Source organism: Aquimarina mycalae (genome assembly GCF_029906345.1).
GTDB lineage: Bacteria > Bacteroidota > Bacteroidia > Flavobacteriales > Flavobacteriaceae > Aquimarina.
Genome location: NZ_JARYGY010000004.1, coordinates 193,971 through 220,386 on the forward strand (window position 1 = coordinate 193,971; position 26,416 = coordinate 220,386).

Genomic DNA, 26,416 nt, shown 5'->3' on the forward strand with positions numbered 1-26,416 from the left:
ATATGCAGAAACCTTCTCTAGACATACAAGTCAAAACATTACCAACTGGTCCTGGAGTATATCAATACTATGATAAAGAGGATACATTATTATATGTTGGTAAAGCCAAAAATCTCAAAAAAAGAGTTACATCCTATTTCACAAAGAATCACGATAATTACAAGACAAAAGTACTGGTAAAAAAAATCAACTCTATCAAACATATCGTGGTAGAAACAGAAACAGATGCCCTGTTATTAGAAAACAATCTTATTAAAAAGCATCAACCTCGTTTCAATGTGATGTTAAAGGATGATAAAACGTATCCTTGGATTTGCATTAAAAAAGAGCGTTTTCCTAGAATTTTCCCCACACGTAATCTGATTAAAGATGGTTCTGAATATTTTGGCCCATATACTAATTTTAAAACTGTAAATACGCTTCTAGATCTTATCAAAGGCTTATACCAATTAAGAACATGTAATTATGATTTATCTCAGGAAAAAATAGACAGCGGTAAATACAAAGTATGTCTAGAATATCATCTAGGTAATTGCAAAGGTGGTTGTGAAGGATTAGAAAAAGAACAAGAATATCGTCAGAATATAGAAGCAATTCGGCAAATTGTAAAAGGTAATTTTAAAGATTCTCTGAACAGATTTCGTACACAGATGGTAGCTCATGCTGAAAAAATGGAATATGAAGATGCACAACGAATCAAGGAAAAGATTGAAATTCTTGAAAAGTATCAGGCAAAATCTACCGTGGTGAATCCTAAAATTAGCAATGTAGACGTATTTTCTATAATATCAGACGAATCATATGGTTATGTAAATTTTCTTCAGCTTTCGTATGGGGCAATTATTCGATCACATACTACCGAAATCAAAAAAAAGCTGGAAGAAACAGACAAAGAACTTTTAGAATTAGCAATCGTAGAATTAAGGCAGCGATTTGGTTCTATGTCCAAAGAAATATTCGCCCCTATTACTGTTGATGTTGGCGAGAATTTAAAAATTACAGTTCCGCAATTAGGTGATAAAAAGAAAATTGTAGACTTATCATTACGTAATGCAAAATACTATCGCCAGGAGCGATTTAAACAAATTAAAATTATTGATCCTGACAGGCATGTAAAAAGATTAATGGCTCAGATGAAAAAAGATTTGAGATTACCAGAAGAGCCTACACATATAGAATGTTTTGATAACTCTAATATCCAAGGAACGAATCCCGTTGCTGCTTGTGTAGTATTTAAAAATGGTAAACCGAGTAAAAAAGAATATCGAAAATTTAATATTAAAACTGTTGAAGGCGCCAATGATTTTGCCTCTATGGAAGAAGTGGTCTATAGACGTTATAAAAGATTATTGGATGAAGAACAACCATTACCTCAATTAGTTATAGTTGATGGTGGAAAAGGACAACTTTCTTCTGGATTAAAAGCATTAGAAGATCTTAATCTGAGAGGAAAAATAACGATTATAGGAATTGCAAAAAGATTAGAAGAAATATACTATCCAGGAGATTCGATACCATTATATCTAGATAAAAAATCTGAATCTTTAAAAATAATACAGCATCTTAGAAACGAGGCCCATCGTTTTGGTATTACTTTTCATAGACAAAAAAGAAGCAAAGCAGCGCTGGATACAGAATTGGATACAATTCCTGGAATAGGTGAAAAAACAGTGATAGAATTATTAAAACATTTTAGATCTGTAAAGAGAATTAGTGAGGCTTCCAAAAAAGAACTTAGTGAAGTAGTTGGAGATTCACGCGCAACCAAAGTGTATAATTATTATCTTTCTAAAAAAGAATAGGTTTATTATGCATGCTACCTCAAACAACATTCTTAGCCTCTTATTATTTATTGGGATATTTTTTGCGTACAATGTTAGCTGGTCTCAAGAGAGAGAAATTTTAGAAATTAATGATCTCCCAGAAGATGAAGATGTCAAGGTGGGATTAGTTTTAAGTGGTGGTGGCGCAAAAGGACTTGCTCACATTGGTGCTTTAAAAATTATTGAGGAAGCGGGAATTCGAATAGATTATATCGGAGGAACTAGTATGGGAGCAATTGTGGGCTCATTATACGCATCTGGATATACTGCCAAAGAATTAGATTCTATATTCAGATCTGTAGATTTTGATGTTCTAATTCAAGATGATTTACCAAGAAAAGCCAAAACATTCTATGAACGTGAAGATTCAGAAAAATATGCGCTAACACTTCCTTTTGATGACTTTACAATAGGGTTGCCCCAAGGATTATCAAAAGGACAAAATTTTTTCAATCAATTTGCTCGATTAACATCTCATGTGCACGATGTCAATGATTTTAGTAAGTTACCCATTCCTTTTTTCTGCATATCAACAAATATTGCAACTGGAGAACAAATTTTATTAGATAAGGGATACTTACCAGAGGCTGTGTCTGCAAGTGGAGCGTTACCTTCTATCTTTAGTCCAATTGAACTAGATGGCATTTTAATGACCGACGGAGGCGTTGCCAATAATTATCCTATTCAAGAAATTCGTAAAAAAGGTGCAGAAATCGTAATAGGAATTGATGTACAAGATAGCTTATTGCCTAAAGATCAATTGAATTCTGTAACCAACATAATGCTTCAGATAAGTAATTTCAGAACTATTAAGGCAATGAAAAGTAAAATGCCCGAAACAGATATATATATAAAACCGTCTATTTCTGATTTTTCATTGATATCCTTTGACCAAGCAGATAAAATTATTGCCAATGGAGAAAAGGCCGCTTTTGCTAGTTATGAAAAATTAAGAGCCATAAAAAGACGTCAAAAAACAGCACCATCCAAGGCAAAAGTACCAAGAGTCTCAGATACGCTACACATCAATAGCTTAGTAATATCTGGTAATGAAAGATATACCAGATCTTATATTAAAGGAAAACTAAAATTAAAAACCCCAAAAACTACTACTTATAAAAAATTATATGAAGGCATTAACAACCTATCTGCGACAGGTAATTTTGATAGAATTAGTCATCGATTAGTAGATAATGAATTAGGAAAAGAACTAGTCCTTAATGTAAAAGAATCTAAAAACACAATGTTGTTACGTTTCGCATTGCATTATGATGACCTATATAAAACAGCTGCTTTAGTAAATTTTACTAAAAAAAGTTTGCTTTTCCATAATGATGTACTCTCTTTTGATATCGCCTTAGGAGATAATATTAGATATGATTTTGATTATTATATTGATAAAGGATATTACTGGAGTATTGGGGTAAAAAACAGTTTTAATCGCTTTAATAGAAATGTGGAATATGATCTGGTAAGAGAAGATTTTAGTTTGCCTGATATTGAAGTTAATAAAATCAACTTGGACTTTTTAGATCTTAAGACACAATTTTATTTAGAAACGCTATTAAATCAAACTTTTTCTTTTGGTATTGGAGCAGAATATAGAAGGTTTAGACTGATATCAGAAACGATTGGAGAAGACGAAGATCAATTGCCTCGATTTGTTTTTGACAATAGTAATTATTGGAGTGCGTTTGGCTACTTAAGATTCGATAGTTATAACAATAAATATTTCCCAAGTTCTGGTTTTTTGTTTGAAGGAGATACTAATTATTATATATTCGATAGCAATCCAAATAGTGAAGACAGTAATTTTGTTGTTGCTAAAGCTAATTTTGGTTATGCATTCAAGGTTTTTGATAAAACTGCTGTTAATTTAGAACTAAGTGCTGGCGGAAAATTTGGTGAAGAAAATATAAGAAGTCTCAACTTTTTTGTGGGTGGTTTTGGTGCAAAGACAATCAATAATAACATCCCTTTTTATGGATACGATTTCTTAAGTATTGTAGGTGATAGTTTTGCCAAAGCAGCTATCACTGTAGATTATGAAATATTTTCTAAAAATCATATCAATGTATCAGCGAATTACGCTAACGTTGGTAATAAATTATTTAATAGCGGAGAATGGCTAGAATCGCCAGAATATTCTGGATATGCTTTAGGGTATGGTTTGGAAACTTTTGCAGGCCCTGTACAGATCAAATATTCATATTCACCAGAACTAGAAGAAGGAGAATGGTTTTTTAGTATTGGTTTTTGGTTTTAAAAAGCTTTTACAATCAAAAAGATAGAAATATTTCCGATATTTGTATTATTATGAGCTTGTACTGGCACGATTTACTATTGCTTCTACACTACCTTATTAAGCGAAATCCAGAATAAGGCAGAGATTTACTATTGCATTACTTTTTTTAAAACTTAATAGTTAATATCATAATCTTAAGAACATGCCTTTTTATCATTCTTTAGGTATTATACCACCTAAACGTCATACAATTTTCAGAAAACCTGATGGTAATCTATATTACGAGCAACTATTCGGAACCATTGGTTTTGATGGGATGTCCACTAATTCATACCATCATCAACGACCGACACAAGTAAAAGAAATTCAAGGAAGTTATAGTGTAGCACCAGAAATAGCTATTAAAAACAATATAAAATCCTACAGATTACACGGGTTTAAAGTCGCTCCCGAAAAAGATTATTTACAAAGCAGAAAAAATGTACTTACTAATAGTGATGTAAGTATTATTCTATCTGCCCCGCAACAATCTACTTCAGATTATTTTTACAAAAACACGGATGCAGATGAATTAATTTTTGTACATCGGGGAACTGGTAAATTCAGAAGTCATTTAGGAAATTTAGATTTCAAATATGGGGATTATATTGTGATACCAAGAGGTACTATATATAAACTGGATTTTGACACAACTGATAATCGTTTATTTATTGTAGAATCCAGAAGACCTATATATACTCCAAAAAGATATAGAAATTGGTTTGGACAGTTATTAGAACATTCTCCTTTTTGCGAAAGAGACATGAGAGCTCCTTATGAATTAGAGAGTAATAATGAAAAAGGAGATTTTTTGATTAAAGTAAAAAAACAAGATGAAATCTTTGATATGATCTACGCTACACATCCTTTTGATGTGGTAGGTTATGATGGATTTAATTTTCCATATGCATTTTCTATTCATGATTTTGAGCCAATAACTGGAAGAATACATCAACCACCTCCAGTACACCAAACTTTTGAGACAGATGCTTTTGTGGTTTGTTCATTTGTTCCCAGATTATATGACTATCATCCCGAAAGTATTCCTGCTCCATACAACCATAGCAATATAGACAGTGATGAAGTGCTTTATTATGTTGATGGAGATTTTATGAGCAGAAATGACATTGATGCAGGCCATATCTCTTTACATCCAGCTGGAATACCTCATGGACCACATCCTGGAGCGGTAGAGCGAAGTATTGGCAAAACTAAAACTGATGAATTAGCGGTAATGGTTGACACCTTTAAACCTCTTATGGTGACCAAGGAAGCAATGAAAATAGCGGATGACGATTATCATAAATCCTGGTTAGATTAATTAAAAAAATATAACTATTTATCAATGTTGAATTATAGAAAAGATATTACAGCTCACCTTAGAGCAATGTGGTAGGTTTGATCAGAATATCCTAATAAGGATTTCAGAAACGAAATAAACGCATGTACTAATTATCAAATTAAAAATATTATGTCAACAAATATAACACCTCAAGATTTAGAAAAAACTGTTCCTTTAGCTGAAGATTTCTTACCGCTTCTAGGAACTGATTATGTAGAATTGTATGTAGGTAATGCCAAACAAGCTGCTTACTACTATCAAAGTGCCTGGGGATTTCAACCAATTGCCTATGCTGGATTAGAAACTGGTCTTAAAGATCGTGTTTCTTATGTTTTGCGTCAGGATAAGATAACATTAGTACTTACTTCTCCATTACAACCAGATGGAGACATTAACAAACATATCAACGCTCATGGAGATGGCGTAAAAGTTGTTGCACTTTGGGTTGATGATGCCACAAAAAGTTATGAAGAAACCATTAAACGTGGTGCAGAATCATATATGGAGCCAGTTACAAAAGAAGACAAAGACGGAAAAGTAGTGTTTTCAGGAATACATACATATGGAGAAACCGTTCATATTTTTGTAGAAAGAAAAGATTACAACGGAACATTCTTACCAGGCTACATGCCTTGGAGCAAACCTTTTAAAACAGAATCTACAGGTTTAAAATTTATTGATCATATGGTTGGTAATGTAGGTTGGAATGAGATGAATAAATGGTGTGAATTCTATGCCAAAGTAATGGGATTCGCGCAATTAGTATCATTTGATGATAAGGATATCTCTACAGAATACACTGCTTTAATGAGTAAGGTAATGAGTAATGGTAATGGTCGAATCAAATTTCCGATAAACGAACCAGCAGAAGGAAGAAAAAAATCTCAAATTGAAGAATATATCGATTTCTATAATGGTGCAGGAGTGCAACACATGGCATTAGCAACAGATAATATTATAGAAACTGTTTCTGCACTTCAAGACAGAGGAGTAGAATTTCTTACAGTGCCTGCTAGTTATTATGAAACTGTACTGGATAGAGTTGGCGAGATTGATGAAGATCTAGAACCTCTAAAAGAACTTGGAATTCTTATAGATCGTGATGATGAAGGATATCTTTTACAGATTTTTACCAAACCAGTACTGGATCGTCCAACCATGTTTTTTGAAATAATTCAGAGAAAAGGAGCACAATCTTTTGGAAAGGGAAATTTCAAAGCGCTTTTTGAAGCAATAGAACGAGAACAAGAGCAACGAGGAACTCTATAAAGTAAGATTTTTAGAATCTCTTGAAAAATTCAACCAACCAATGTTAATAAATTGAGATTATTGAAAAATTATTCGTTTCTGCTTAAATTTTTGTTAAATATCATAATAAAAAAACGTTTTCGTTTGATAAATATGCAAAAAAAGCTGATGTTTGTATCATAAGCGGAGTGGTTACTGCTTATACCAAAAACAATAATTATTCTCATAATTTAAGTTTTTAGTTGGTTAATAAAAGTAAAAGAGAGCTGTGGTGGCTCTCTTTTTTTATGACTTTTTTATGCAATTTAGTAACAGTATCCATTTTTATCTGTTTATATTAAACAGTACTTTTGGAATAGATATTGCAAATACTTCAGAGATAATATTTACGTTAAACTAAACAACACTGAAAATAGTTATGAAAAGATATGTTCTTTTATTGTTAATTATGGTTATAACACCAGCTATTGCCCAAGAAGATCATAGCTCTTTTAAAACGGGTGAATGGTTTAAGTTTAGAATTCATTATGGCTGGTTTACCGCAAGTTATGCAACCCTCGAAGTTAAGGATGAAATTCTTAATAATAAACCCGTTCATCATATTGTTGGGACTGGTAAATCCTCAGGACTTTTAAGCGCTTTTTTTAAAGTAGAAGATTATTACGAAACTTATATTGATAAAAACGAAGTCAAACCTTATCGCTTTATTCGCAAGATAAATGAAGGAGGACATACTAAAGATATTGAGATCAACTTTGATCACGAAAACAAAAAAGCACTTGTATTTAATAAAAAGTATAATAAAAAGGAAACATTTACTACAAAGGATAATATTCAGGACATGATGTCCTCATTTTATTACTTAAGAAATAATATTAATGTATCTTCGCTTAAGCAAGGAGATGAGCAATTCGTCAACATGTTTTTTGACAATGAGAACTACCTGTTTAAGTTGAAATTTCTTGGTAGAGAAACTATTAAAACTAAAGTTGGAAAGATTCGTTGTCTTAAATTCCGTCCTTATGTTCAAGCGGAAAGAGTATTTAAGGAAGAAGAAAGTTTAACTGTATGGGTAAGCGATGATGATAATCGGATGCCAGTAAAAATCAAAGCTGATATATTGGTTGGCTCCATACAAGCAGATCTGGATGCTTTTAAAGGTTTAAAGCATCCCTTTAAAATTGTTGTAGATTAATGGACGAATCCATAAAACCTGAGATTGCTGAAAAAATAAAGCAACTCGAGAAAAAGTTTAAAAATTCTGGTCAGGATCTAGGATCCTATTTAGATGGTTTATTACACGATCGATATCTTACTTATTGGGATTATATACATCTAGACACACTACTTAGTCTGCAGATACCCAGAACCCATTTTCCTGATGAAGAAATCTTTATCATGTATCATCAGATTACAGAACTTTATTTTAAGTTAATTATACATGAACTTAAACAAATTATCGACGATAAGCTCCAAACAGCTGAGTTTTTTACTAAAAAGTTAGATCGTATTAATCGATATTTCAGAGTATTGATAAATTCCTTTGATGTGATGATAAAAGGAATGGATAGAGATCAATTTCTAAAATACAGGATGTCTTTGCTTCCCGCCAGTGGATTTCAATCAGTACAATTCAGGATGATCGAAATTTATGCGACTCCTTTAGCCAACCTAGTTAATAGTAAAGAAAGAGAGCAGTTTTCTGAAGAAGATTCTTTAGAAGAAGTCTATGAACATTTGTATTGGAAATCAGGTGCAACTGACATTAACACAGGAGAAAAAACGTTAACTCTTAAACAATTCGAATACCGTTATACTCCAAGAATGATGCGTATTGCACATCAGGTAAAACAGAGCACAATTTATCATAGATACCTGGAACTTCCGGAAAAAGAGCGAAATAATGTGCAGCTTATTAATGCATTGCGTACTTTTGACACCAATGTGAATATTAATTGGTTATTAATGCATATGGGTGCCGCCTATAGATATCTTAATAGAGATAAAGGTGAAGTATTAGCTACAGGAGGAACCAACTGGAAGAAATTTTTACCCCCTAGTTTTCAAAAGGTTATATTTTTCCCTAATCTTTGGAGCGCAGAAGAAAAAGAAAATTGGGGACAGCAATGGGTTACCCATCAATTTAATACCACAAAATAAAGTCAGTTGAAGAATTTAGGTTATATGCTACTTATTGCAGTAGTATTGATTTCATGTCAGCAAGAAAAAAAAGAAGCAACAGTTATTGTTCCTGAGGTCGTTGAAGAAGAAAAGACGCCTCCGATTATTAAAGAATTTGGCTACAACCTTAATGATTTTAATGTAGTTAGAGATACAGTACGTCCTGGAGATAGTTTTGGAGCTATTTTAGATAGTCATGGAATTTCCAGAGCTAAAGTTTTTGAAATTTCAAATAAAATCAAAGACACATTTAATGTTGCAAGAATTACCGCAGGAAAAGCATACACTTTACTTAAATCTAAAGATACTACAGAAAAAGCACAGGTTTTTGTCTATCAAAATGGACTTATAGACTATACGGTTGTGGATTTCAGAGACAGTATCATTGCTCGAAAAAGCGCAAAACCAGTAAAACTAGTAGAACGTATAGCTTCTGGAACCATAGAAAGCAATCTATCTCAAACGTTTGATGATATGGATCTTAGTTTTCTTGTTGCTTATAAAATGGCCGATATTTATGCATGGACTATAGATTTCACAAGGCTTCAGGCTGGAGATCAGTTTAAGGTTATTTATACTGAGAAATATATAAACGATACCATTCCCGCTGGAATTGGTGAAATTAAAGCTTCGTATTTTGAGCATAAAAGTAAACCGTTGTACGCTTTTCGTTTCGAAGATGACACTATTAATGGAACTTCAGATTATTTTGATCAAGAAGCCAATAATTTGAGAAGAGCTTTTCTTAGAGCGCCAGTTCAGTTTAGCAGAATTTCATCGAGATATAATCTTAAACGAAGAATTCGATATTATGGAAACAAAATAAGACCACATAGAGGAACAGACTTTGCTGCTCCTATCGGAACTCCAATTCTCGCTACTGCAGATGGTACCGTTACTAAGTCAGAACGTAGGGGCGGAAATGGTAAGTATGTAAAAATAAGACATAATGCTACTTATGACACTCAATATCTACATATGAGTAAGCGTGCTGTAAAAGTAGGAGAGTTTGTAAGACAAGGAGATGTTATTGGTTATATCGGAATGACAGGAAATACTAGCGGACCACATGTTTGTTATCGTTTCTGGAAAAATGGTAAAGAAGTAGATCCTTTTAGACAAGATTTACCTGCCTCAAAACCTCTCAATGATAGTTTACGGCCAGCTTATTTTAAACATATAGAACCAATGAAAACCAAATTAGATAGTATTATATTCAAACCAAAACAAGAAATTTTATAACCAAATGGCATTACCAACTATTAATCCCACCACCACAAAAGCTTGGGGAGCACTACAAGATCATTATGAGAACATTAAAAACACACATTTAAAAGATCTTTTTACTCAATCGCCAGAAAGAGCAACCAAATTCTCAATCGCTTGGAATGATTTCTACGTAGATTATTCTAAAAACAGAATAGATGAAACTACAAAAAAGCTTTTAATAGACCTTGCTAAAGAGGTACAATTAGATAAAGCAATACAAAGTTATTTTGCAGGAGAACTCATAAATGAAACTGAAGATAGAGCTGTGTTACATTCAGCTTTAAGAGTTCCATCAAATAGAGTTATTCAATTAGACAACAAAAATGTAGTATCAGAAGTATCTGATGTAAAAAATAAGATAGAAGTATTTTGTGATAAAGTTATTAATGGCGAATTAAAAGGATATACAAATAAATCGTTTACAGATATTGTAAATATTGGTATTGGAGGTTCTGATCTTGGACCCGCTATGATCACCGAGTCTTTAGAATACTATAAAAATCATCTAAAAGTACACTTCATATCTAATGTAGATGGTGATCATGTACATCAAAACCTAAAATCTCTAAACCCAGAAACCACCTTATTTGTGGTGGTCTCAAAAACTTTCTCTACACAAGAAACCCTATCAAATGCTACTACAGCCAGAAATTGGTTTACAAAACAAGCTTCTCAAGAAGCTGTAAGTAACCATTTTGTAGCAGTATCCAGTAATATTCCTAATGTGACCAAATTTGGTATTGCAGAAGAGAATATATTCCCATTATGGGATTGGGTTGGCGGTCGTTTTTCATTATGGAGTGCAGTAGGGCTATCTATAAGTTTATCAGCAGGATATAAAAATTTTGAAGCTTTATTAGAAGGAGCACATGAAATGGACGAGCATTTCAGAACTACTAACTTTGAAGAAAATATACCTGTCATTTTAGGAATGCTTAGTATATGGTATAACAACTTCTTTGGGGCAGAGAGCGAAGCTATCATTCCGTATTCTCAATACTTACATAGATTACCTGCTTATTTGCAACAAGGTATTATGGAAAGTAACGGTAAAAGTGTAGATCGAAATGGTGATCAGATTGATTACCAAACAGGAACCATTATTTGGGGAGAACCAGGAACAAATGCTCAACATGCATTCTTTCAGTTAATTCATCAAGGAACTAAACTTATTCCAGCAGAATTTATAGGCTTTAAACATTCCTTGTTTGAAGACAAGGATCATCAGGATAAGCTCATGGCTAATTTCTTTGCTCAAACTGAAGCTTTGATGAATGGAAAAACGGAGGCTGAAGTTCTTGAAGAATTACAATCAAAAAATCTTCCTAAAGATAAGCTAAAACAGTTAGTACCTTTCAAAATTTTTACGGGTAATAAACCAACCACAACTGTACTTATTAACAAATTAACTCCTAAAAGTTTAGGTGCTTTAATATCCATGTATGAACAGCGAATTTTTGTTCAGGGAGTGGTTTGGAATATATTTAGTTATGATCAATGGGGTGTAGAACTAGGTAAACAATTAGCTACAAAAATTCTAAATGAGATTGAGAGTTCACAAGTTTCTAGCCATGATTCGTCAACAAAAACACTTCTAAAAAAGTATTTTAGTTAATTAATTTTTGGTTAATAACTTTTGAATATTTTCAACAGCTTGCAAATCAATTAAATGCAAAATTGAGTTACCTTAAAACCGTTAAAATTTTATGTAAAAGTTTTAACATTAAGATAAACTCAGATTGCGTAAAGATTTGTTTTTTTGCGCCAAACAATTAACTCAAATTATTATAATGAAAAAAATTATATTTTTCTTTGTTGTAATCCTTATGGCGTTTACTAGTGAAACTTTCGCTCAAGGGGTAACAACTTCGTCAATTAATGGTAAAATCACCGATAATAACGGTGGCGCATTACCAGGTGCTACGATTATAGCTGTCCATGGTCCTACAGCTACTAAGTATGCTACTACTACAGATTTTGATGGTTTTTATCGTATACAAAATATGCGTGTTGGTGGACCTTACAGGGTTACAATTACTTATGTAGGTTTTAATGGTTTTGTAAAAGACGGTTTATATCTTCAACTAGGTCAATCTGATAGAATAAGTGCGCAACTTCAGGAATCTACCAGTGAACTGGAGGAAGTTATAATTACGGCTACAGGAAATGGTATTTTTGATTCCAACAAAACTGGTGCGGGAAGAAAAGTATCCCAAAGAGAAATTAACACTCTACCAAACACATCAAGATCTGTTGCAGAATTTGTGAGAGTTACTCCACAAGCACAGTTAAATGAAGGTAATGATGGTTTCTCGATCTCTATAGCAGGTCAAAACAACCGATTCAATGGAATATATATTGATGGTGCAGTAAATAATGATGTATTTGGTCTCGCTGGTTCAGGAACTAACGGTGGTCAAACGGGAATTAATCCTTTTTCTATTGATGCCATCCAATCATTCCAAGTTAATATTGCTCCTTTTGATGTAAGACAATCTGGATTTGCTGGTGGTGCTATTAATGCGATTACACGTTCTGGTTCGAATAATTGGGAAGGATCTGCATACACTTTCTTTAAAAATCAGGATTTAGTTGGAAAAACCCCTGTTGATTTAGTTAATGACGGAGAAGAAAGAGAAAAAACAGGTGAATTTACTGCTTTAACGTACGGTTTTAGAGTTGGAGGACCTATCGTTAAAGATAAATTATTCTTCTTTGCTAACTATGAAAGAATAGACAATGAAACTCCTGCTCCTTTTAATATTTCAAATTATAGAGGTAATTCTAGTGCTCAAGATCTTGCAGATTTAAGACAAACTATACTAGATAGATACAATTACGATGTAGGAGGTTATGAAGATAATGCATCTACATTATTAGGGAATACTTTTACAGTAAGATTAGACTGGAACATAAATGATAATAACCAAATCTTTATCAAGAACAACTATGTTAAATCTGAAAATCTTGAAGGTAGAGGTTCTAGTAACGGAACTATTAATTTTAGTAATGGATCTGAGTTATTTGAAAGTGTATCAAATACTACTACGTTGGAATGGAATTCTTCTATCGGAAACAAATACTCTAACAACTTAATTTTGGGTTATTCTCTTGTAAGAGATGATAGAGATCCTGATGGAAATCCTTTCCCTACAGTATTTTTAGATGATGGTGATGGTGGAATCAATTTCGGTGCTGAACGTTTTAGTACCGCTAACCTTTTAGATCAAGATGTATTCACGTTGGCAGATAATTTTAGTATCTATTCAGGAAAACATACTGTAACAGTTGGTACTCAAAATGAATTTGCTAAAACTAAAAATTTATTTTTCAGAAATAACTTTGGTCGTTATAGATATTTTGATAACAGTGGTGCAGGTACAACTGGAGTAGATGCATTCTTGAATAATGAAGCAGCAAGTAGATATGATTATAATTATTCGTTAATTCCAGGTGGTGGAATTGGTGACGAATCAACAGGTGCAGCAGAGTTTAAACGTTTTGTTTTAGGTTTTTATGTACAAGATGAAATTCAAGTTACCGATAATCTTAAGGTAACTGGTGGATTAAGAGTAGATATTCCTTTCTGGGAAGATGGTTTAGCTAATGAAGATTTTAACACTAGAACTGTCGCTCTTTTAGAAGCAAATGGTAAGGATCTTCAAGGAGCTAGAGTTGGTAAAGCAATTAGATCAAGAGCTCATATAGCGCCAAGAGTTGGTTTTAACTGGGATGTTAAAGGAGATAATACCACTCAGATAAGAGGTGGATTAGGTGTTTTTACTTCTAGAGTTCCATTGGTTTGGGCTGGAGGAACTTACAATAATAACGGTGTAACACAAGGTGTTAGTGATGCCAGAGATTTTACAGACCCTGTATTCTTTAATCCAGATGTAACAACTCAGCAAAGACATCTCACACCAGGATCAGGAGATGTTGGAGGTCAAATTGATTTGTTTGCTCCAGATACTAAACTACCTCAAATCATGAAATATAATCTTGCAATTGACCAGAAATTACCTTGGTGGGGTTTAATCGTTTCTGCTGATTTATTATATCAAGATAATATTACTCAATTACAATACGAAAACTTAAACATAAGAAATGCTACAGAAACACTTAATAACGGACCTGACAACAGACCTCGTTATAATCTGTTTAATCGAATCGATAACACTTATGGTTCTGGTATTTATCTAGCTTCTAATACTGGAGAAGGGTATTCTTATAATGCATCTGTAACCCTTACAAAGCCTTTCCAAAATGGTTTCCAAGGAAGTATATCTTATTCTTATGGTGATTCAAAAAATATTTTTGATGCCACATCTTCTCAGAATAGCTCTCAATGGAATAATCAAGTTACTGTAAATGGTAAGAATGCAAGTATTCCATTATCTCGTTCGGATTTTTCAGCTGGACATAGAATTATAAGTAATGTTTCTTACGAATTGAAGTGGAATGATAATATTAAAACAACTATTGGTTTAGTATATGAAGGATCTCAATCCAGATCATTCTCATACACATATGGAAACGATAACAATGAGCTAATCTTAAATGATGATTTTGATGATGGAGCTTTAATTTATGTACCTAACGATGCTAGCGAAATTACTTTTTCAGGTACACCAGAAGAGCAAGCTACTCAATGGGAAGCTTTTAACAATTATATAGCAAATGATGATTACTTGAGTGAAAGAAGAGGTCAGTACGCAGAAAGAAATGGAGACAGAGGACCTTGGAATCATATATTTGATCTTAAATTTGTTCAGGATTTTTCAATGAAAATTGGCAATAAAACTCATGGCTTACAATTTACAGCTGATGTCCTTAATTTTGGGAACCTCCTAAATAAAGAGTGGGGAGTAAGAAACTTTATATCTAGCGAAGTAAATTTATTAGATGTAGTAGATATTGACAGTAATAATGTTCCTACTTTCGAGTTAAATCAAAATGTTGTAGACGATGTAGAACAAGTAGATGATTTTGGTAACCAATCATCTAGATGGCAAATGCAAGTTGGTATAAGATATATCTTTAACTAAACGTTTTAAACAACTATATATAAAAAACCTCGCTCTAATTGAGCGAGGTTTTTTTATACATTATGTTTACCTTTGGATAAACTAAACATATCATTATGTACGAAGCTATACAAATCGTTCACTCTTATTGGGCTTATCTAGTCGTTCTTATTGTAACTCTTGCTACCATCAATGCATTAATTGGATTCTTTACGAAAAAAGAATATGCTCCTAAAGATTTTAGAATATCTCTTTTTGCCTTAATTGTTACACACTTACAATTGTTGATAGGTATTATTATACTTTTTGTTTCTCCCACAATTGTTTGGTTTACAGAAGGAATAGGTATGGGTGATATTATGAAAGATCCATTACTCAGGTTATATAATGTAGAACATCCTTTGGTAATGATCTTAACTGTAGTTTTTATTACTGTGGGATATTCTAAGCACAAAAAGAAACTAACATCTACTCCAAAATTTAAGATGTTAGCAATTTTTTATACCCTTGCTTGGATATTGATGTTATCAAGAATTCCTTGGGCTAACTGGTTTTAATTGCCAAAAGCTGTCAGTACTAATTTTCTAGAACCTCCATAGTTTCTATGTTCGCATAGATAAACTCCTTGCCAGGTTCCTAAATTTAATGTGCCATTGGTAATTGGTATTTGCACAGAAGTACCCATTAACGAAGCTTTAATATGGGCAGGCATATCATCAGGACCCTCATATGTGTGAATATAATAAGGTTGATTCTCAGGAACCATCTCATTTATGTGGCTTTCAAAATCTTGTCGTACTGTAGGATCTGCATTTTCATTAATCGTTACACTCGCCGAAGTGTGTTTAATAAATATTTGGAATTGACCGATATCAATATGACTAATCTCAGGAATTTCTGAAATCACCATATCCGTAATCAAATGAAAACCTCTGGGATATGGAGGTAATTTAATCTCTTTTTGAAAAAACTTCATTTTTAAACTATTCTTCAGGCAATTTAATATAAATTTAGTGGTAATATTACATTCCATGTCTTTTAAGTCCAATACCTTTGCTTCTTAAAAAAGTATACTATGGATTTATCCCAAATAAAACTTGTCGCTACAGATATGGATGAAACGCTTCTTAATTCCAGAGGAGAAGTTAGTCAATCCTTTTATTATCTATTTGATGAACTAAGAGATTTGGGAGTTACCTTTGTCGCAGCAAGCGGACGACAGTATTACAGTATTATACATAAACTAGATGCTATTAAAGATGATATAATGGTCATTGCAGAAAATGGCGCGCTAACCATGCATAAGAATCAAGAGTTACAGACTACAGAAATTGATCGTGAAACATATTTAGGATTATTGGATATAACCAAAGATTTAAAAGGGTCTCAAGTAATATTATGTGGGCGGAAAAAAGCATATATTGAGAATTATGGGCAGGATTTCATAAATATGCTCAATGAGTTTTATGGAAGGTATGAAATTGTAGATGATCTCTCGCAAGTAATTGATGATCAATACTTAAAAATTGCGATTTGTAATGAAAAAGGATCTGAAAAATACTTGTATCCAGCACTAAAACATTTAGAAAACAAATTAAAGGTAAAAGTATCTGGTAAAGTATGGCTAGACCTATCTCATAACGATGCAAATAAGGGACACGCACTTAAAAATCTTCAAAAAAGCCTTAATATTTCTCCAGAAGAAACCATGGTCTTTGGTGATTACAATAACGATCTAGAGATGATGTCGCAAGCGACATATAGCTTTGCAATGCAAAACGCACATCCTAACGTAAAAGCGGTTGCAAACTACAGTACTAAAAGTAATGATGAAAACGGCGTAGAATACATGCTAGCCAAAATGATAGAAGCTAAAAAAACAAATCTTATCTAATCTGTCAATTATATTATACCCTAAAGCGAATTTAGCCTATGAAAGACAAGCTAATACAATGGATATAATAAAAAAATATACATAAATAGGTAGCTTCGTAAAAAAATTCTGCATAGCTAGTTAGATTATAGTTGTCTTATCAAATCATAATACTCCCAAAAAACTAACATATCTTTGGGAATGTAGATGTTCATGCAAATATATAAAAATATCGTTATAAAACACACTTAATCTAATAAAAATGCTTTTAATCTATTTTTTTAACATTAAAAAGTAGTCTTTTTCCTTCTTTGTAATGAATAAAGAAACGCTAATCATTTAGCTTTAGTACAGCCATAAATGCTTCCTGAGGGATTTCTACATTACCAACTTGTCGCATACGTTTCTTCCCTTTTTTCTGCTTTTCTAGTAGTTTTCGTTTACGAGAAATATCTCCACCATAACATTTAGCAGTTACATCCTTACGCAATGCTTTTACAGTTTCACGAGCAATAAATTTTGCTCCAATCGCAGCTTGAATCGGAATATCAAACTGTTGTCTAGGAATTAATTCTTTTAATTTTTCGCAGATTTTTTTACCAATACCATAAGCATTATCCTTATGCAATAAAGCAGACAGTGCATCTACAATATTTCCATTAAGTAACATATCTACTTTTACCAGTTTTGATGGACGCATTCCGATAGGTGTATAATCAAAAGATGCATACCCTTTGGATACCGTTTTTAAGCGATCATAAAAATCAAAAACGATCTCAGCAAGCGGCATATCAAATGTTAGCTCTACACGCTCTGTAGTTAGATATGTCTGATTTGTTATCTCACCACGTTTCTCAATACATAGTGACATCACAGAACCTACAAAATCCGACTTGGTAATTATAGTTGCCTTAATATAAGGCTCTTCTACACGATTCATAGAAGATGGGTCTGGTAAATCAGTAGGGTTGTTTACAATGATAATATCATCTGGATTTTTATTAGTAAATGCGTGATACGATACGTTAGGTACCGTAGTAATTACGGTCATATTAAACTCACGCTCTAATCGTTCTTGGATAATTTCCATATGCAACATTCCTAAAAATCCACATCGAAAACCAAAACCTAGAGCAGCAGAACTCTCTGGCACAAAAACTAGTGAGGCATCATTTAACTGCAATTTTTCCATAGAAGAACGTAGTTCTTCATAATCTTCTGTGTCTACAGGATAAATCCCCGCAAATACCATAGGTTTTACATCTTCAAAACCTTCAATTGCATTTTTAGTTGGGGTTTTCGCATCGGTAATAGTATCTCCAACTTTCACCTCACGAGCATCTTTAATTCCAGTAATTAGATATCCTACATCACCAGTTTTGATAGATTTTTTAACAACCTGATTTAATTTCAGTGTCCCTACCTCATCAGCAGAGTAATCTTTTCCTGTAGCAACAAATTTAATTTGCTGTCCTTTTGTTATTTCACCATTTACTACTTTAAAATAGGTTTCAACTCCTCTAAAAGAATTATAAACTGAATCAAAAATTAATGCCTGTAATGGTTCATCAGGATTACCAGTAGGAGCAGGAATCCTCTCTATAATAGCAGTAAGAATCTCTTCAATCCCGATTCCAGTTTTCGCACTGGCTGGAATTACCTCTTCTGCATCACAACCCAATAAGTCCACAATATCATCGGTTACTTCTTCAGGATTGGCACTTGGTAAATCAACCTTATTCAATACTGGAATAATCTCCAGATCATTTTCTAAAGCCAAATACAAATTAGAGATCGTTTGAGCCTGTATACTTTGTGCAGCATCTACAATTAGCAAAGCACCCTCACAAGCAGCAATTGAACGAGAAACCTCATACGAAAAATCCACATGTCCTGGAGTATCTATAAGGTTCAGGATATATTCCTCTCCTTTATATGTATACTCCATCTGGATCGCATGACTCTTGATCGTAATTCCACGTTCACGTTCCAAATCCATGCTATCCAACAATTGTGCTTGAGCTTCACGAGCAGAAACAGACCCTGTAAAATCTAACAGTCGATCTGCTAGTGTACTTTTACCGTGATCAATATGCGCAATAATGCAAAAATTTCTTATGTTCTTCATTCTAATTTTTTTTGGCGGGCTAAACCAGGCTATCCGTTATATCTTTTTTGTGATCCTTCGCTATTTCCTTCAGCTACAAAAAAGGATGTCACTACTATCCTTGCCCGAAACATTCGATTCTTCTGAATCAAAATCATTTAGTCTGCAAATATAATCGATTTTAGAAGGTTTATATCATCTATTCAAGCATTTTTAAACCTTCTGGATATTGCAAAAGCCAATAGATCTATGAAGATTCCCGATTATTTGTACTTTTGTCTCATATTTAAATTACGAATAACTTAACAAACAGAATTTTTGGCAAAGATAGGAGACATAGATGTAGGAGAATTTCCGTTGTTATTAGCACCTATGGAGGATGTAAGTGATCCACCTTTTCGTGCATTATGTAAAGAACAAGGAGCAGACGTGGTATACACAGAATTTATCTCTAGTGAGGGATTAATTCGTGATGCGGCAAAAAGTGTGATGAAATTGGATATCTATGAGAAAGAACGTCCCGTAGGAATTCAAATTTTTGGAGCTAATCTGGATTCTATGCTTAGATCTATTGAGATCGTAGAAGCTTCGGGTCCTGATATTATAGATATTAATTTTGGGTGTCCCGTAAAAAAAGTGGTAAGCAAAGGTGCTGGTGCTGGTATTCTCAAAGATATTGACCTTATGGTTTCGCTTACAGAAGCTATGGTAAAGCATACTAAACTTCCTGTCACAGTAAAAACCAGATTAGGTTGGGATCATGAGTCGATAAAAATTGTAGAAGTTGCTGAACGATTACAAGATGTAGGAGCAAAAGCGATCGCTATACACGGTCGTACCAGAGCACAGATGTATAAAGGAAATGCTGACTGGAAACCGATCGCAGCAGTAAAAAATAATCAGAGAATGCATATTCCTGTATTTGGTAATGGAGATGTTGATTCTCCAGAGCGCGCTATGGAAATGCGAGATGAATACGGATTAGATGGAGCGATGATTGGCCGTGCTAGTATTGGATATCCATGGTTTTTTGCGGCAGTAAAGCATTATTTTAAAACAGGCGAGCATCTCCCGCCACCAACTATAGAAGAACGTGTGATTGCTGCACGAAGACATCTTGAGATGGCAATCGATTGGAAAGGCGAAAAACTAGGTGTTTTTGAGACGCGCAGACATTACACCAATTACTTTAAAGGAATTCCCCATTTCAAAGAATATCGAATGAAAATGGTAACTAGTGATCATTCAGTAGATGTTTTTGATACGTTTAATGAAATTCAGGAGAAGTTTGCTGGATTTGAATTTGTCTGAAGTAGTTCTTAGCCTAAAGCTAACTCACTAATTTTCTGTTAATTCTACTTGAAGCTAATAACGAAGCTACTACTCCGATAATAGTAATTGTAAAAAATACAATTATAAAACTGGTTACAGTAATTTTGGTTGGATATGGCAAGGATGGTGTGATCATTAATAATCCATATTGTTGCTGCAATACAATAATTGTAAATCCTATAAGTAACCCTAACAATGCCCCTAAAATAGTCATCAATGATCCTTGAAACAGAAATATTTTTCTAACATTTTGCAATGATGCTCCTACACTATGCAATGTTTTAATGTTCTTCCTTTTATCAATAATCATCATAATAATAGCACCTGCAACATTAAACAAAGCGATAATTGCAATCAAGGTAATCACAAGATAAGCTGCCAAATTCTCTGTATTTAGCATTTTATACAAGGTATCGTTAAGCTGAACTCTATCTTTTACAATAACCTGATTGTCAAATATTTTTAGCACATCTCGTTTTACTGATGCTTCATCTATACCAGGAGTTAATTTAAGCTCTATATTGGTTACTTGATCCTCAGGCAAGTCTAATAATGCTCTAGCCAATCCAATGGTACTAAAAATATATTTTTTATCAAGATCTTCGTTTACAGTGTAGATCCCAATATTTACAGCTGTCTTTTTTCTAAATGCTTTAGATGGATCTCTGGGAATTCCTTTCCCTGGTTTAGGCACATATATACTTAAGAAATTAGTGTAAACCTGCTCCACCGCCATTCCTAATTCTATACTAATACCTCTACCTGCAACAATCTGAGCGTCATTATCAGTTAGCCAATTTCCATAAAAAACGATACTGTCGGTCTGGATGACATTTGGATAATTTGCATCAACTCCCTTTATAAATGCAGTCTTTTGTTTGTCTTTAAATTCCAAAAAGACACGTTCTTCTATTACTTCAGAAAAACTAACCACATCTTTTAATTGAGATAGCTTTTCTTTTTGAGCTTTTGTAAAAGTAAATGTCTTTCCGCTTGACGGAAAAACCTTAAGATCAGCATCAAAATAAGAAGAAAACTGCAAACTAAAATCCTTAAGTCCCGCAAAGCCACACAATACAATAAACAAAGACATGGCTCCAATAACTACTCCCGCAGCAGCGATCCCTGTAATAATATTGATAGCATTGCTACTACCTGGAGAAAACAAATAACGCTTAGCGATGTAGTACGGAAAATTCAAATCTTTTAATAAGGAGTATAATAAAATTTAATTCAGGACTAAAGATAAGAGAAAATACAATGATAAAATATACTATCCCAACAACTTCTAGGTATTGTTATTACAATCTTACTTCTTCTTACGACGCGGCAATAAATCAGGATCTTGTAGTGGGTTTTCTTCTCCTTTTATTGCTTTATCTATATTATCTATATATTCCAATGAATCATCAATAAAATAAGACAATTCGGGCATACGACGCAATTGATTTTTAGTTCGTTGCGCTACCTGATGTTTAATTTGCGATTTTACAGCATTAACTTCATTCAATACTTTTTCTCCCTCATTATGCGGAAAAACACTCATATATACTTTGGCTATCGATAAATCAGTGGTTACACTTACCTTAGTTACAGAAACCAAAATCCCTTGAACACCTGCTTCACGTAATGCATGTTGTATCACATCTGCAACATCACGTTGTAATACTCCACCTATTTTTTTCTGTCTGTTTGTTTCCATGACTGCAAAAGTAGACATTTATTATTTTCTTTTATTACAAAATCCCTTACATACAGACGATTTTGTACTTTTACAGCTCTTTATAAAAGCACCTCATGAATCATATTAACAAAATAGAACACATCGGTATTGCCGTCAAAGATATTGATCAAGCCAACACTTTGTATGAAAAATTACTAGGAGTTCCTCCATATAAACAAGAAGAAGTAGAAAGTGAATCCGTGATTACTTCTTTTTTTAGGGTTGGAGAAAATAAAATAGAACTTGTAGCTAGTACCAAAGAAGATGGCCCAATAGGGAAGTTTATAACTAAAAAAGGAGAAGGTATTCATCATATTGCCTTTGATGTAGATGATATCGAGAAAGAATTAGAACGATTAGAAAATGAAGGGTTTCAATTGATCAATAAAACTCCTAAAAAAGGAGCTGATAATAAGCTTGTTGCATTCGTTCATCCTAAAACTACCAATGGTGTTTTGGTAGAGCTTTGTCAGGAGATAAATTAAATCATAAAAATGTTTGGCGTGTTTGAAGCAATTACTTAAATTTGCCCTCCGTTTTAGGTCCCATAGCTCAGCTGGTTAGAGCACCTGACTCATAATCAGGGGGTCCTTGGTTCGAGCCCAAGTGGGACCACCTTTTACACAGAAGCCTTTGCAGAGTTTTACCTCGCAAAGGCTTTTTTCATGTGCATACGATTTGCATACGGAATAATCACTAGTATTTTCCATTTTTTAAGGTAGATATATTATCAAACCTAAAAATTAATTAGAACATACAATCTAAAAAATTTCCTGCCTTAAAACTCGCTATAATTAAAATCCTTATTTTGTGGTTGGAAAATGAATTATAAATAGTTCATTTTCCAACCAATATAACCTTAAAACCAAAAAATAAATGAAGTCAAAATTAAACAGGAGAAGGTTTCTCGGCCTCTCCGCCATGGCGAGTGCGTCCCTTTTTGGGCTAACCACCATCAACTTAGTAAGCTGTACTCAGGATGACGATCTGTTATCCGAAGAAGACAAACAAAAAAACTTAGGCACAAATTCACAGCAACATTATCGTGCTATAGTCATCGGTACAGGATACGGCGGTGCTGTTTCTGCGCTAAGACTTGGTGAAGCTGGTATTCCTACTCTAATGTTAGAAATGGGAAAACTATGGGATACTCCAACCAGAGATGGACAGATATTTTGTAGTATGAGTAATCCTGATGGTAGAGCCATGTGGTTTAAAGACAGAACAGAAGCTCCAGTAGGTAGATTTTTATGGCTCGATGTCATAAACAAAAACATAGATAAATATCCAGGTGCACTAGACAGAGTTAATTACAAAAACATGAATGTATATGTTGGTCGTTGTGTAGGTGGTGGTTCTGTCGTAAACGGAGGGCTAGCACCTACACCTTCTAGGAGTTATTTTGAAGAAATGTTACCAAACATTAATTCATCAGAGATGTATAGTAAATACTTTCCTTTAGCCAATCGCATGCTAAAAGTTAATACTATTCCTGATTCATTACTTGAAGAGTCTGAATATTTCAGATATTCTAGATTGGCAAGAGAACAAGCAGAAAGAGCAGATTTTAAAACATTTGTTATTCCTACTGTATATGATTATGATTATATGCAAGCTGAAGAAGACGGAACGGTTCATAAATCTGCATTTGGAGATGAAGCGTTATATGGCAATAATGGAGGAAAGAACAGTTTAGACAAAACATATATCGCTGATGCCATTGGAACTGGAAATGTGACATTGAAGAGCATGCACCGAGTGGACGAAATCACACAAGATGCTAATGGACAGTATGTATTACAGGTAAGTGAAATTGACGATACTGGTGCAACTGTCGAAGTATTTTCATTTTCCTGTGAACACCTAATACTAGGAGCTGGTTCATTAGGAACATCAGAGCTTTTATTGAAGGCAAGAGAAACTGGTAAATTACCATTACTTAATGACGAAATCGGCATGGGATGGGGCAATAACGGAAACGTGATGGTAGCTCGTGGTAATTATTTTTGGAACCCTACAGGTACCAAACAATCTTCCATACCAGCCATTGGAATTGACGATACTGATAATGTAGCTAATCCTGTTTTTGCTGAAGTAGCACCATTGCCTACTGGCTTTGAAAATTTTGTAAGCCTATATCTTACAGTTACCAGAAACCCAGAAAGAGGATATTTTGAATATGACCCAGGTACTGAAAAAGTAGATCTAAAATGGGGAGCAAATCAAAATCAACCTTCAGTAGACTCCGCAAGAGGGATGTTTGATAAAATGAATAAAGCCAATCGCACTGATTATCGACGAGATTTGTTTGATAATGGAACCTTTGGAGATGATTATACGTATCACCCGTTAGGTGGATGTGTTATTGGTAAGGCGACAGATAATTACGGACGAGTCAAAGGTTATGAGAACTTATATATCAATGATGGCTCTTTGATTCCAGGTAGTCTTGGAGTAAACCCCTTTGTAACGATAACTGCACTTGCAGAGCGAAATATTGAAAAAATAATTAAAGATGATATATTAAGCTCATAATAACTGATCATACAAAACGAAAAAAAGGGTGTTTATTAATAGACACCCTTTTTTCATGTTTTTACAATTCCCTAATCAAAAAATTGAAACCATGATTCCTTATAAAACAACACTACTAGAAACCTAATCCTGGTGTTGGTACTGATCCATCAGGACATGTGCTATCACATGAAACCGCAACAATTTCCTGGAAACCAAAGCGTCCAACCACTACGCATCCACAATCATCTGTTGATGGTAGACCAATTCCTCCTTTGATTGATTCTTGTTGGTTTTTGTTAATTTTTTGAGCCCCCTTTAAATTTAAGATGTCTTTGATCATACTGAATAATATTTAGATTAATAATTAAAATAACACCTGAGTCATCACTAAATAACTCAAGAATGTCTGCACAAATCTCAACATAAAACATCGGGAATTGCTCACCATAAACAGTGAATTTAGGCACTCATTATTTATAGTGATCCCCTTTAAATTATTACAAAAAACAAGAACTGTTTTATCCTAAAATATCGTTATGATAATCATCAAATTTTAAATTCTTGGATCTCACTAACATTTCAACAACAAAAGACTTACAAACAGATAATTAGGTTTTCAAAAAAGCTATGTTGTTAATAAAACCTGATAAAATAATTTTTAAAATAGCATCACTCCTATTAAATTTACTTTTGATCTTATTACATTCTGGTATGTTTTTTGGGGAAAGAACATCAGCAATGATAAAAGGAATACAAATCAAAACTTGTAATTATGCAGTATAAAGTGATTGATACTAAAAGCCAGCATTTTGGTAGAGTATTGGATTTCATGTCCTGCTCGCACCTTAGCGATTTAGGAGGGGTAATACTCAAAATTGACAAACATAACTTTTCACTTTTCAAATTTAACGAAGTAGAAAAAATATAAACCATTTTTCATATAATGGTGCTATTTTATGAATTCGAATTCGCTTCTTTGTAACACACAGTGTATCACACTACATACATGTGATTTTTTTTATGTGCATCTAGTGTGTATCTAGGAGTATAATAATATATTAAACGTATGAGGAGTTTATATACAGGTATACTATTACTATGCTGTACCATAAGCAGCTGCCAACATAAGATTCCTATAGATGATATTAAAAATATCCCTCAGATTACAGAAAATGACCAAAAATATACCGATGTTTTTAAAATACTAGATGGTGTTTGGAAAGGAGAATTTTTAATTTTTGAGGATGAAAAACAATTGTCGATTAATAAAATTGATCTAAAAAATATTTCATTATCCAGTTTACAAAAAGATGGTATAAAACAAGTCAATAGTATTCAGGTACAACAGACTTACACCTCTAAGAGTCCATACTTTCAAACGGTATCTATAATCGATTATTATCCTGATACTGGGCAAAAAATTATAAGTAATGGAGTTAATAAAATCCAGAACGGTATCTTGTGGTGTGTTGTAAAAAAACCAAATGAAACTGTAATTCATGAAGGTTCGGCAAGCGGGAATACTATCATATGGCAACGCAAAGAGCAAACACCTCAAAAAATCGAATACTTTAAAGAAACAGTGTCTGAAAATTTTTATGAAATTCTTGGCTGGGGATATTATGAAGGTGATAATCCCGAACTATCTCCTAGATTATGGTTTTATGCCAAATACGAAAAGCAAAAGTAACTT

Annotated in this window: 20 protein-coding genes and 1 tRNA gene; 16 read left to right on the forward strand and 5 right to left on the reverse strand. The window is 33.4% G+C overall.

The genetic code is table 11. The annotated features are described in order from the left end of the window. The first annotated feature begins 2 nt into the window (after window positions 1–2). The 10 genes from uvrC (at window position 3) to QBK95_RS11100 (ending at window position 15,728) form a co-directional block, all read left to right on the forward strand. Entirely contained in the window at window positions 3–1,802 is a 1,800-nt protein-coding gene (uvrC, locus tag QBK95_RS11055) for an excinuclease ABC subunit UvrC (RefSeq protein WP_280933634.1), read from the forward strand. A 7-nt stretch (window positions 1,803–1,809) separates the two neighbouring features. Further along, the gene (locus tag QBK95_RS11060; protein WP_280933636.1) at window positions 1,810–4,089 is read left to right on the forward strand and encodes a patatin-like phospholipase family protein; all 2,280 of its coding nucleotides are present in this window, start codon (window positions 1,810–1,812) and stop codon (window positions 4,087–4,089) included. A 181-nt stretch (window positions 4,090–4,270) separates the two neighbouring features. After that, on the forward strand, window positions 4,271–5,428 hold the full coding sequence (locus tag QBK95_RS11065; protein WP_280933638.1) for a homogentisate 1,2-dioxygenase: 1,158 nt from the start codon (window positions 4,271–4,273) through the stop codon (window positions 5,426–5,428). 150 nt (window positions 5,429–5,578) lie between these two features. Continuing rightward, a complete protein-coding gene (gene hppD, locus QBK95_RS11070; protein ID WP_280933640.1) occupies window positions 5,579–6,718 on the forward strand; it encodes a 4-hydroxyphenylpyruvate dioxygenase in 1,140 nt (379 codons plus the stop codon). 397 nt (window positions 6,719–7,115) lie between these two features. Continuing rightward, window positions 7,116–7,892: a DUF3108 domain-containing protein gene (locus tag QBK95_RS11075; protein WP_280933642.1), complete on the forward strand. Its 777-nt coding sequence runs from the start codon at window positions 7,116–7,118 to the stop codon at window positions 7,890–7,892. Continuing rightward, window positions 7,892–8,857, forward strand: coding sequence for a tryptophan 2,3-dioxygenase family protein (locus tag QBK95_RS11080; protein WP_280933644.1), 966 nt, complete (start codon window positions 7,892–7,894; stop codon window positions 8,855–8,857). The genes QBK95_RS11075 and QBK95_RS11080 overlap by 1 nt, the downstream gene beginning before the upstream one ends. 6 nt (window positions 8,858–8,863) lie before the next feature. Beyond that, window positions 8,864–10,120: a peptidoglycan DD-metalloendopeptidase family protein gene (locus QBK95_RS11085; RefSeq protein ID WP_280933646.1), complete on the forward strand. Its 1,257-nt coding sequence runs from the start codon at window positions 8,864–8,866 to the stop codon at window positions 10,118–10,120. A gap of 4 nt (window positions 10,121–10,124) precedes the next feature. After that, a complete protein-coding gene (gene pgi, locus QBK95_RS11090; protein ID WP_280933648.1) occupies window positions 10,125–11,762 on the forward strand; it encodes a glucose-6-phosphate isomerase in 1,638 nt (545 codons plus the stop codon). A gap of 175 nt (window positions 11,763–11,937) precedes the next feature. Further along, window positions 11,938–15,192, forward strand: coding sequence for a TonB-dependent receptor (locus QBK95_RS11095; protein ID WP_280933650.1), 3,255 nt, complete (start codon window positions 11,938–11,940; stop codon window positions 15,190–15,192). Window positions 15,193–15,287: 95 nt separating this feature from the next. Then, window positions 15,288–15,728: a hypothetical protein gene (locus QBK95_RS11100; protein WP_280933652.1), complete on the forward strand. Its 441-nt coding sequence runs from the start codon at window positions 15,288–15,290 to the stop codon at window positions 15,726–15,728. On the opposite strand, the gene QBK95_RS11105 is transcribed toward QBK95_RS11100, so the two are convergent. Further along, window positions 15,725–16,147 (reverse strand): secondary thiamine-phosphate synthase enzyme YjbQ, encoded by a 423-nt coding sequence (locus tag QBK95_RS11105; RefSeq protein WP_280933654.1) that lies wholly within the window; start codon window positions 16,145–16,147, stop codon window positions 15,725–15,727. The genes QBK95_RS11100 and QBK95_RS11105 overlap by 4 nt on opposite strands. Before the next feature lie 99 nt (window positions 16,148–16,246). Here QBK95_RS11105 and QBK95_RS11110 point away from each other — a divergent pair, with 99 nt between their 5' ends. After that, on the forward strand, window positions 16,247–17,065 hold the full coding sequence (locus tag QBK95_RS11110; protein WP_280933655.1) for an HAD family hydrolase: 819 nt from the start codon (window positions 16,247–16,249) through the stop codon (window positions 17,063–17,065). 310 nt (window positions 17,066–17,375) lie between these two features. Here QBK95_RS11110 and lepA read toward each other — a convergent pair whose 3' ends face one another. Beyond that, complete coding sequence (lepA, locus tag QBK95_RS11115; protein WP_280933657.1) at window positions 17,376–19,172, reverse strand: translation elongation factor 4; 1,797 nt, start codon at window positions 19,170–19,172, stop codon at window positions 17,376–17,378. A gap of 297 nt (window positions 19,173–19,469) precedes the next feature. On the opposite strand from lepA, the gene dusB reads away from it, so the two are divergent. After that, window positions 19,470–20,462 carry a tRNA dihydrouridine synthase DusB gene (dusB, locus tag QBK95_RS11120; RefSeq protein WP_280933659.1) on the forward strand — a complete coding sequence of 331 codons (993 nt, stop codon included), beginning with the start codon at window positions 19,470–19,472 and terminating at the stop codon, window positions 20,460–20,462. Between the two features lie 19 nt (window positions 20,463–20,481). Here the strand turns inward: dusB and QBK95_RS11125 are convergent, their stop codons facing one another. After that, window positions 20,482–21,684, reverse strand: coding sequence for an ABC transporter permease (locus tag QBK95_RS11125; protein ID WP_280933662.1), 1,203 nt, complete (start codon window positions 21,682–21,684; stop codon window positions 20,482–20,484). 108 nt (window positions 21,685–21,792) lie between these two features. Next, on the reverse strand, window positions 21,793–22,185 hold the full coding sequence (gene rbfA, locus QBK95_RS11130) for a 30S ribosome-binding factor RbfA (RefSeq protein ID WP_280934136.1): 393 nt from the start codon (window positions 22,183–22,185) through the stop codon (window positions 21,793–21,795). 95 nt (window positions 22,186–22,280) lie between these two features. On the opposite strand from rbfA, the gene mce reads away from it, so the two are divergent. From mce to QBK95_RS11145, 3 genes are all read left to right on the forward strand, one after another. Then, window positions 22,281–22,691 (forward strand): methylmalonyl-CoA epimerase, encoded by a 411-nt coding sequence (gene mce, locus QBK95_RS11135; protein WP_280933664.1) that lies wholly within the window; start codon window positions 22,281–22,283, stop codon window positions 22,689–22,691. A 56-nt stretch (window positions 22,692–22,747) separates the two neighbouring features. After that, a tRNA-Ile gene (locus QBK95_RS11140) sits at window positions 22,748–22,821 on the forward strand. 261 nt (window positions 22,822–23,082) lie between these two features. Next, window positions 23,083–24,741, forward strand: a complete 1,659-nt coding sequence (locus tag QBK95_RS11145) for a GMC oxidoreductase (RefSeq protein ID WP_280933666.1) — start codon at window positions 23,083–23,085, stop codon at window positions 24,739–24,741. A gap of 115 nt (window positions 24,742–24,856) precedes the next feature. Here the strand turns inward: QBK95_RS11145 and QBK95_RS11150 are convergent, their stop codons facing one another. Continuing rightward, window positions 24,857–25,063, reverse strand: a complete 207-nt coding sequence (locus QBK95_RS11150) for a hypothetical protein (RefSeq protein WP_280933669.1) — start codon at window positions 25,061–25,063, stop codon at window positions 24,857–24,859. Window positions 25,064–25,789: 726 nt separating this feature from the next. On the opposite strand from QBK95_RS11150, the gene QBK95_RS11155 reads away from it, so the two are divergent. Continuing rightward, the gene (locus QBK95_RS11155; RefSeq protein ID WP_280933671.1) at window positions 25,790–26,413 is read left to right on the forward strand and encodes a hypothetical protein; all 624 of its coding nucleotides are present in this window, start codon (window positions 25,790–25,792) and stop codon (window positions 26,411–26,413) included. The last annotated feature ends 3 nt before the right edge of the window (window positions 26,414–26,416 follow it).

Coding starts and splice junctions, on each gene's coding strand:
- uvrC (WP_280933634.1), top strand. CDS start 3: ATGCAGAAACCTTCTCTAGACATACAAGTCAAAACATTACCAACTGGT.
- QBK95_RS11060 (WP_280933636.1), top strand. CDS start 1,810: ATGCATGCTACCTCAAACAACATTCTTAGCCTCTTATTATTTATTGGG.
- QBK95_RS11065 (WP_280933638.1), top strand. CDS start 4,271: ATGCCTTTTTATCATTCTTTAGGTATTATACCACCTAAACGTCATACA.
- hppD (WP_280933640.1), top strand. CDS start 5,579: ATGTCAACAAATATAACACCTCAAGATTTAGAAAAAACTGTTCCTTTA.
- QBK95_RS11075 (WP_280933642.1), top strand. CDS start 7,116: ATGAAAAGATATGTTCTTTTATTGTTAATTATGGTTATAACACCAGCT.
- QBK95_RS11080 (WP_280933644.1), top strand. CDS start 7,892: ATGGACGAATCCATAAAACCTGAGATTGCTGAAAAAATAAAGCAACTC.
- pgi (WP_280933648.1), top strand. CDS start 10,125: ATGGCATTACCAACTATTAATCCCACCACCACAAAAGCTTGGGGAGCA.
- QBK95_RS11095 (WP_280933650.1), top strand. CDS start 11,938: ATGAAAAAAATTATATTTTTCTTTGTTGTAATCCTTATGGCGTTTACT.
- QBK95_RS11100 (WP_280933652.1), top strand. CDS start 15,288: ATGTACGAAGCTATACAAATCGTTCACTCTTATTGGGCTTATCTAGTC.
- QBK95_RS11105 (WP_280933654.1), bottom strand. CDS start 16,147: ATGAAGTTTTTTCAAAAAGAGATTAAATTACCTCCATATCCCAGAGGT.
- QBK95_RS11110 (WP_280933655.1), top strand. CDS start 16,247: ATGGATTTATCCCAAATAAAACTTGTCGCTACAGATATGGATGAAACG.
- lepA (WP_280933657.1), bottom strand. CDS start 19,172: ATGAAGAACATAAGAAATTTTTGCATTATTGCGCATATTGATCACGGT.
- rbfA (WP_280934136.1), bottom strand. CDS start 22,185: ATGGAAACAAACAGACAGAAAAAAATAGGTGGAGTATTACAACGTGAT.
- mce (WP_280933664.1), top strand. CDS start 22,281: ATGAATCATATTAACAAAATAGAACACATCGGTATTGCCGTCAAAGAT.
- QBK95_RS11145 (WP_280933666.1), top strand. CDS start 23,083: ATGAAGTCAAAATTAAACAGGAGAAGGTTTCTCGGCCTCTCCGCCATG.
- QBK95_RS11150 (WP_280933669.1), bottom strand. CDS start 25,063: ATGATCAAAGACATCTTAAATTTAAAGGGGGCTCAAAAAATTAACAAA.
- QBK95_RS11155 (WP_280933671.1), top strand. CDS start 25,790: ATGAGGAGTTTATATACAGGTATACTATTACTATGCTGTACCATAAGC.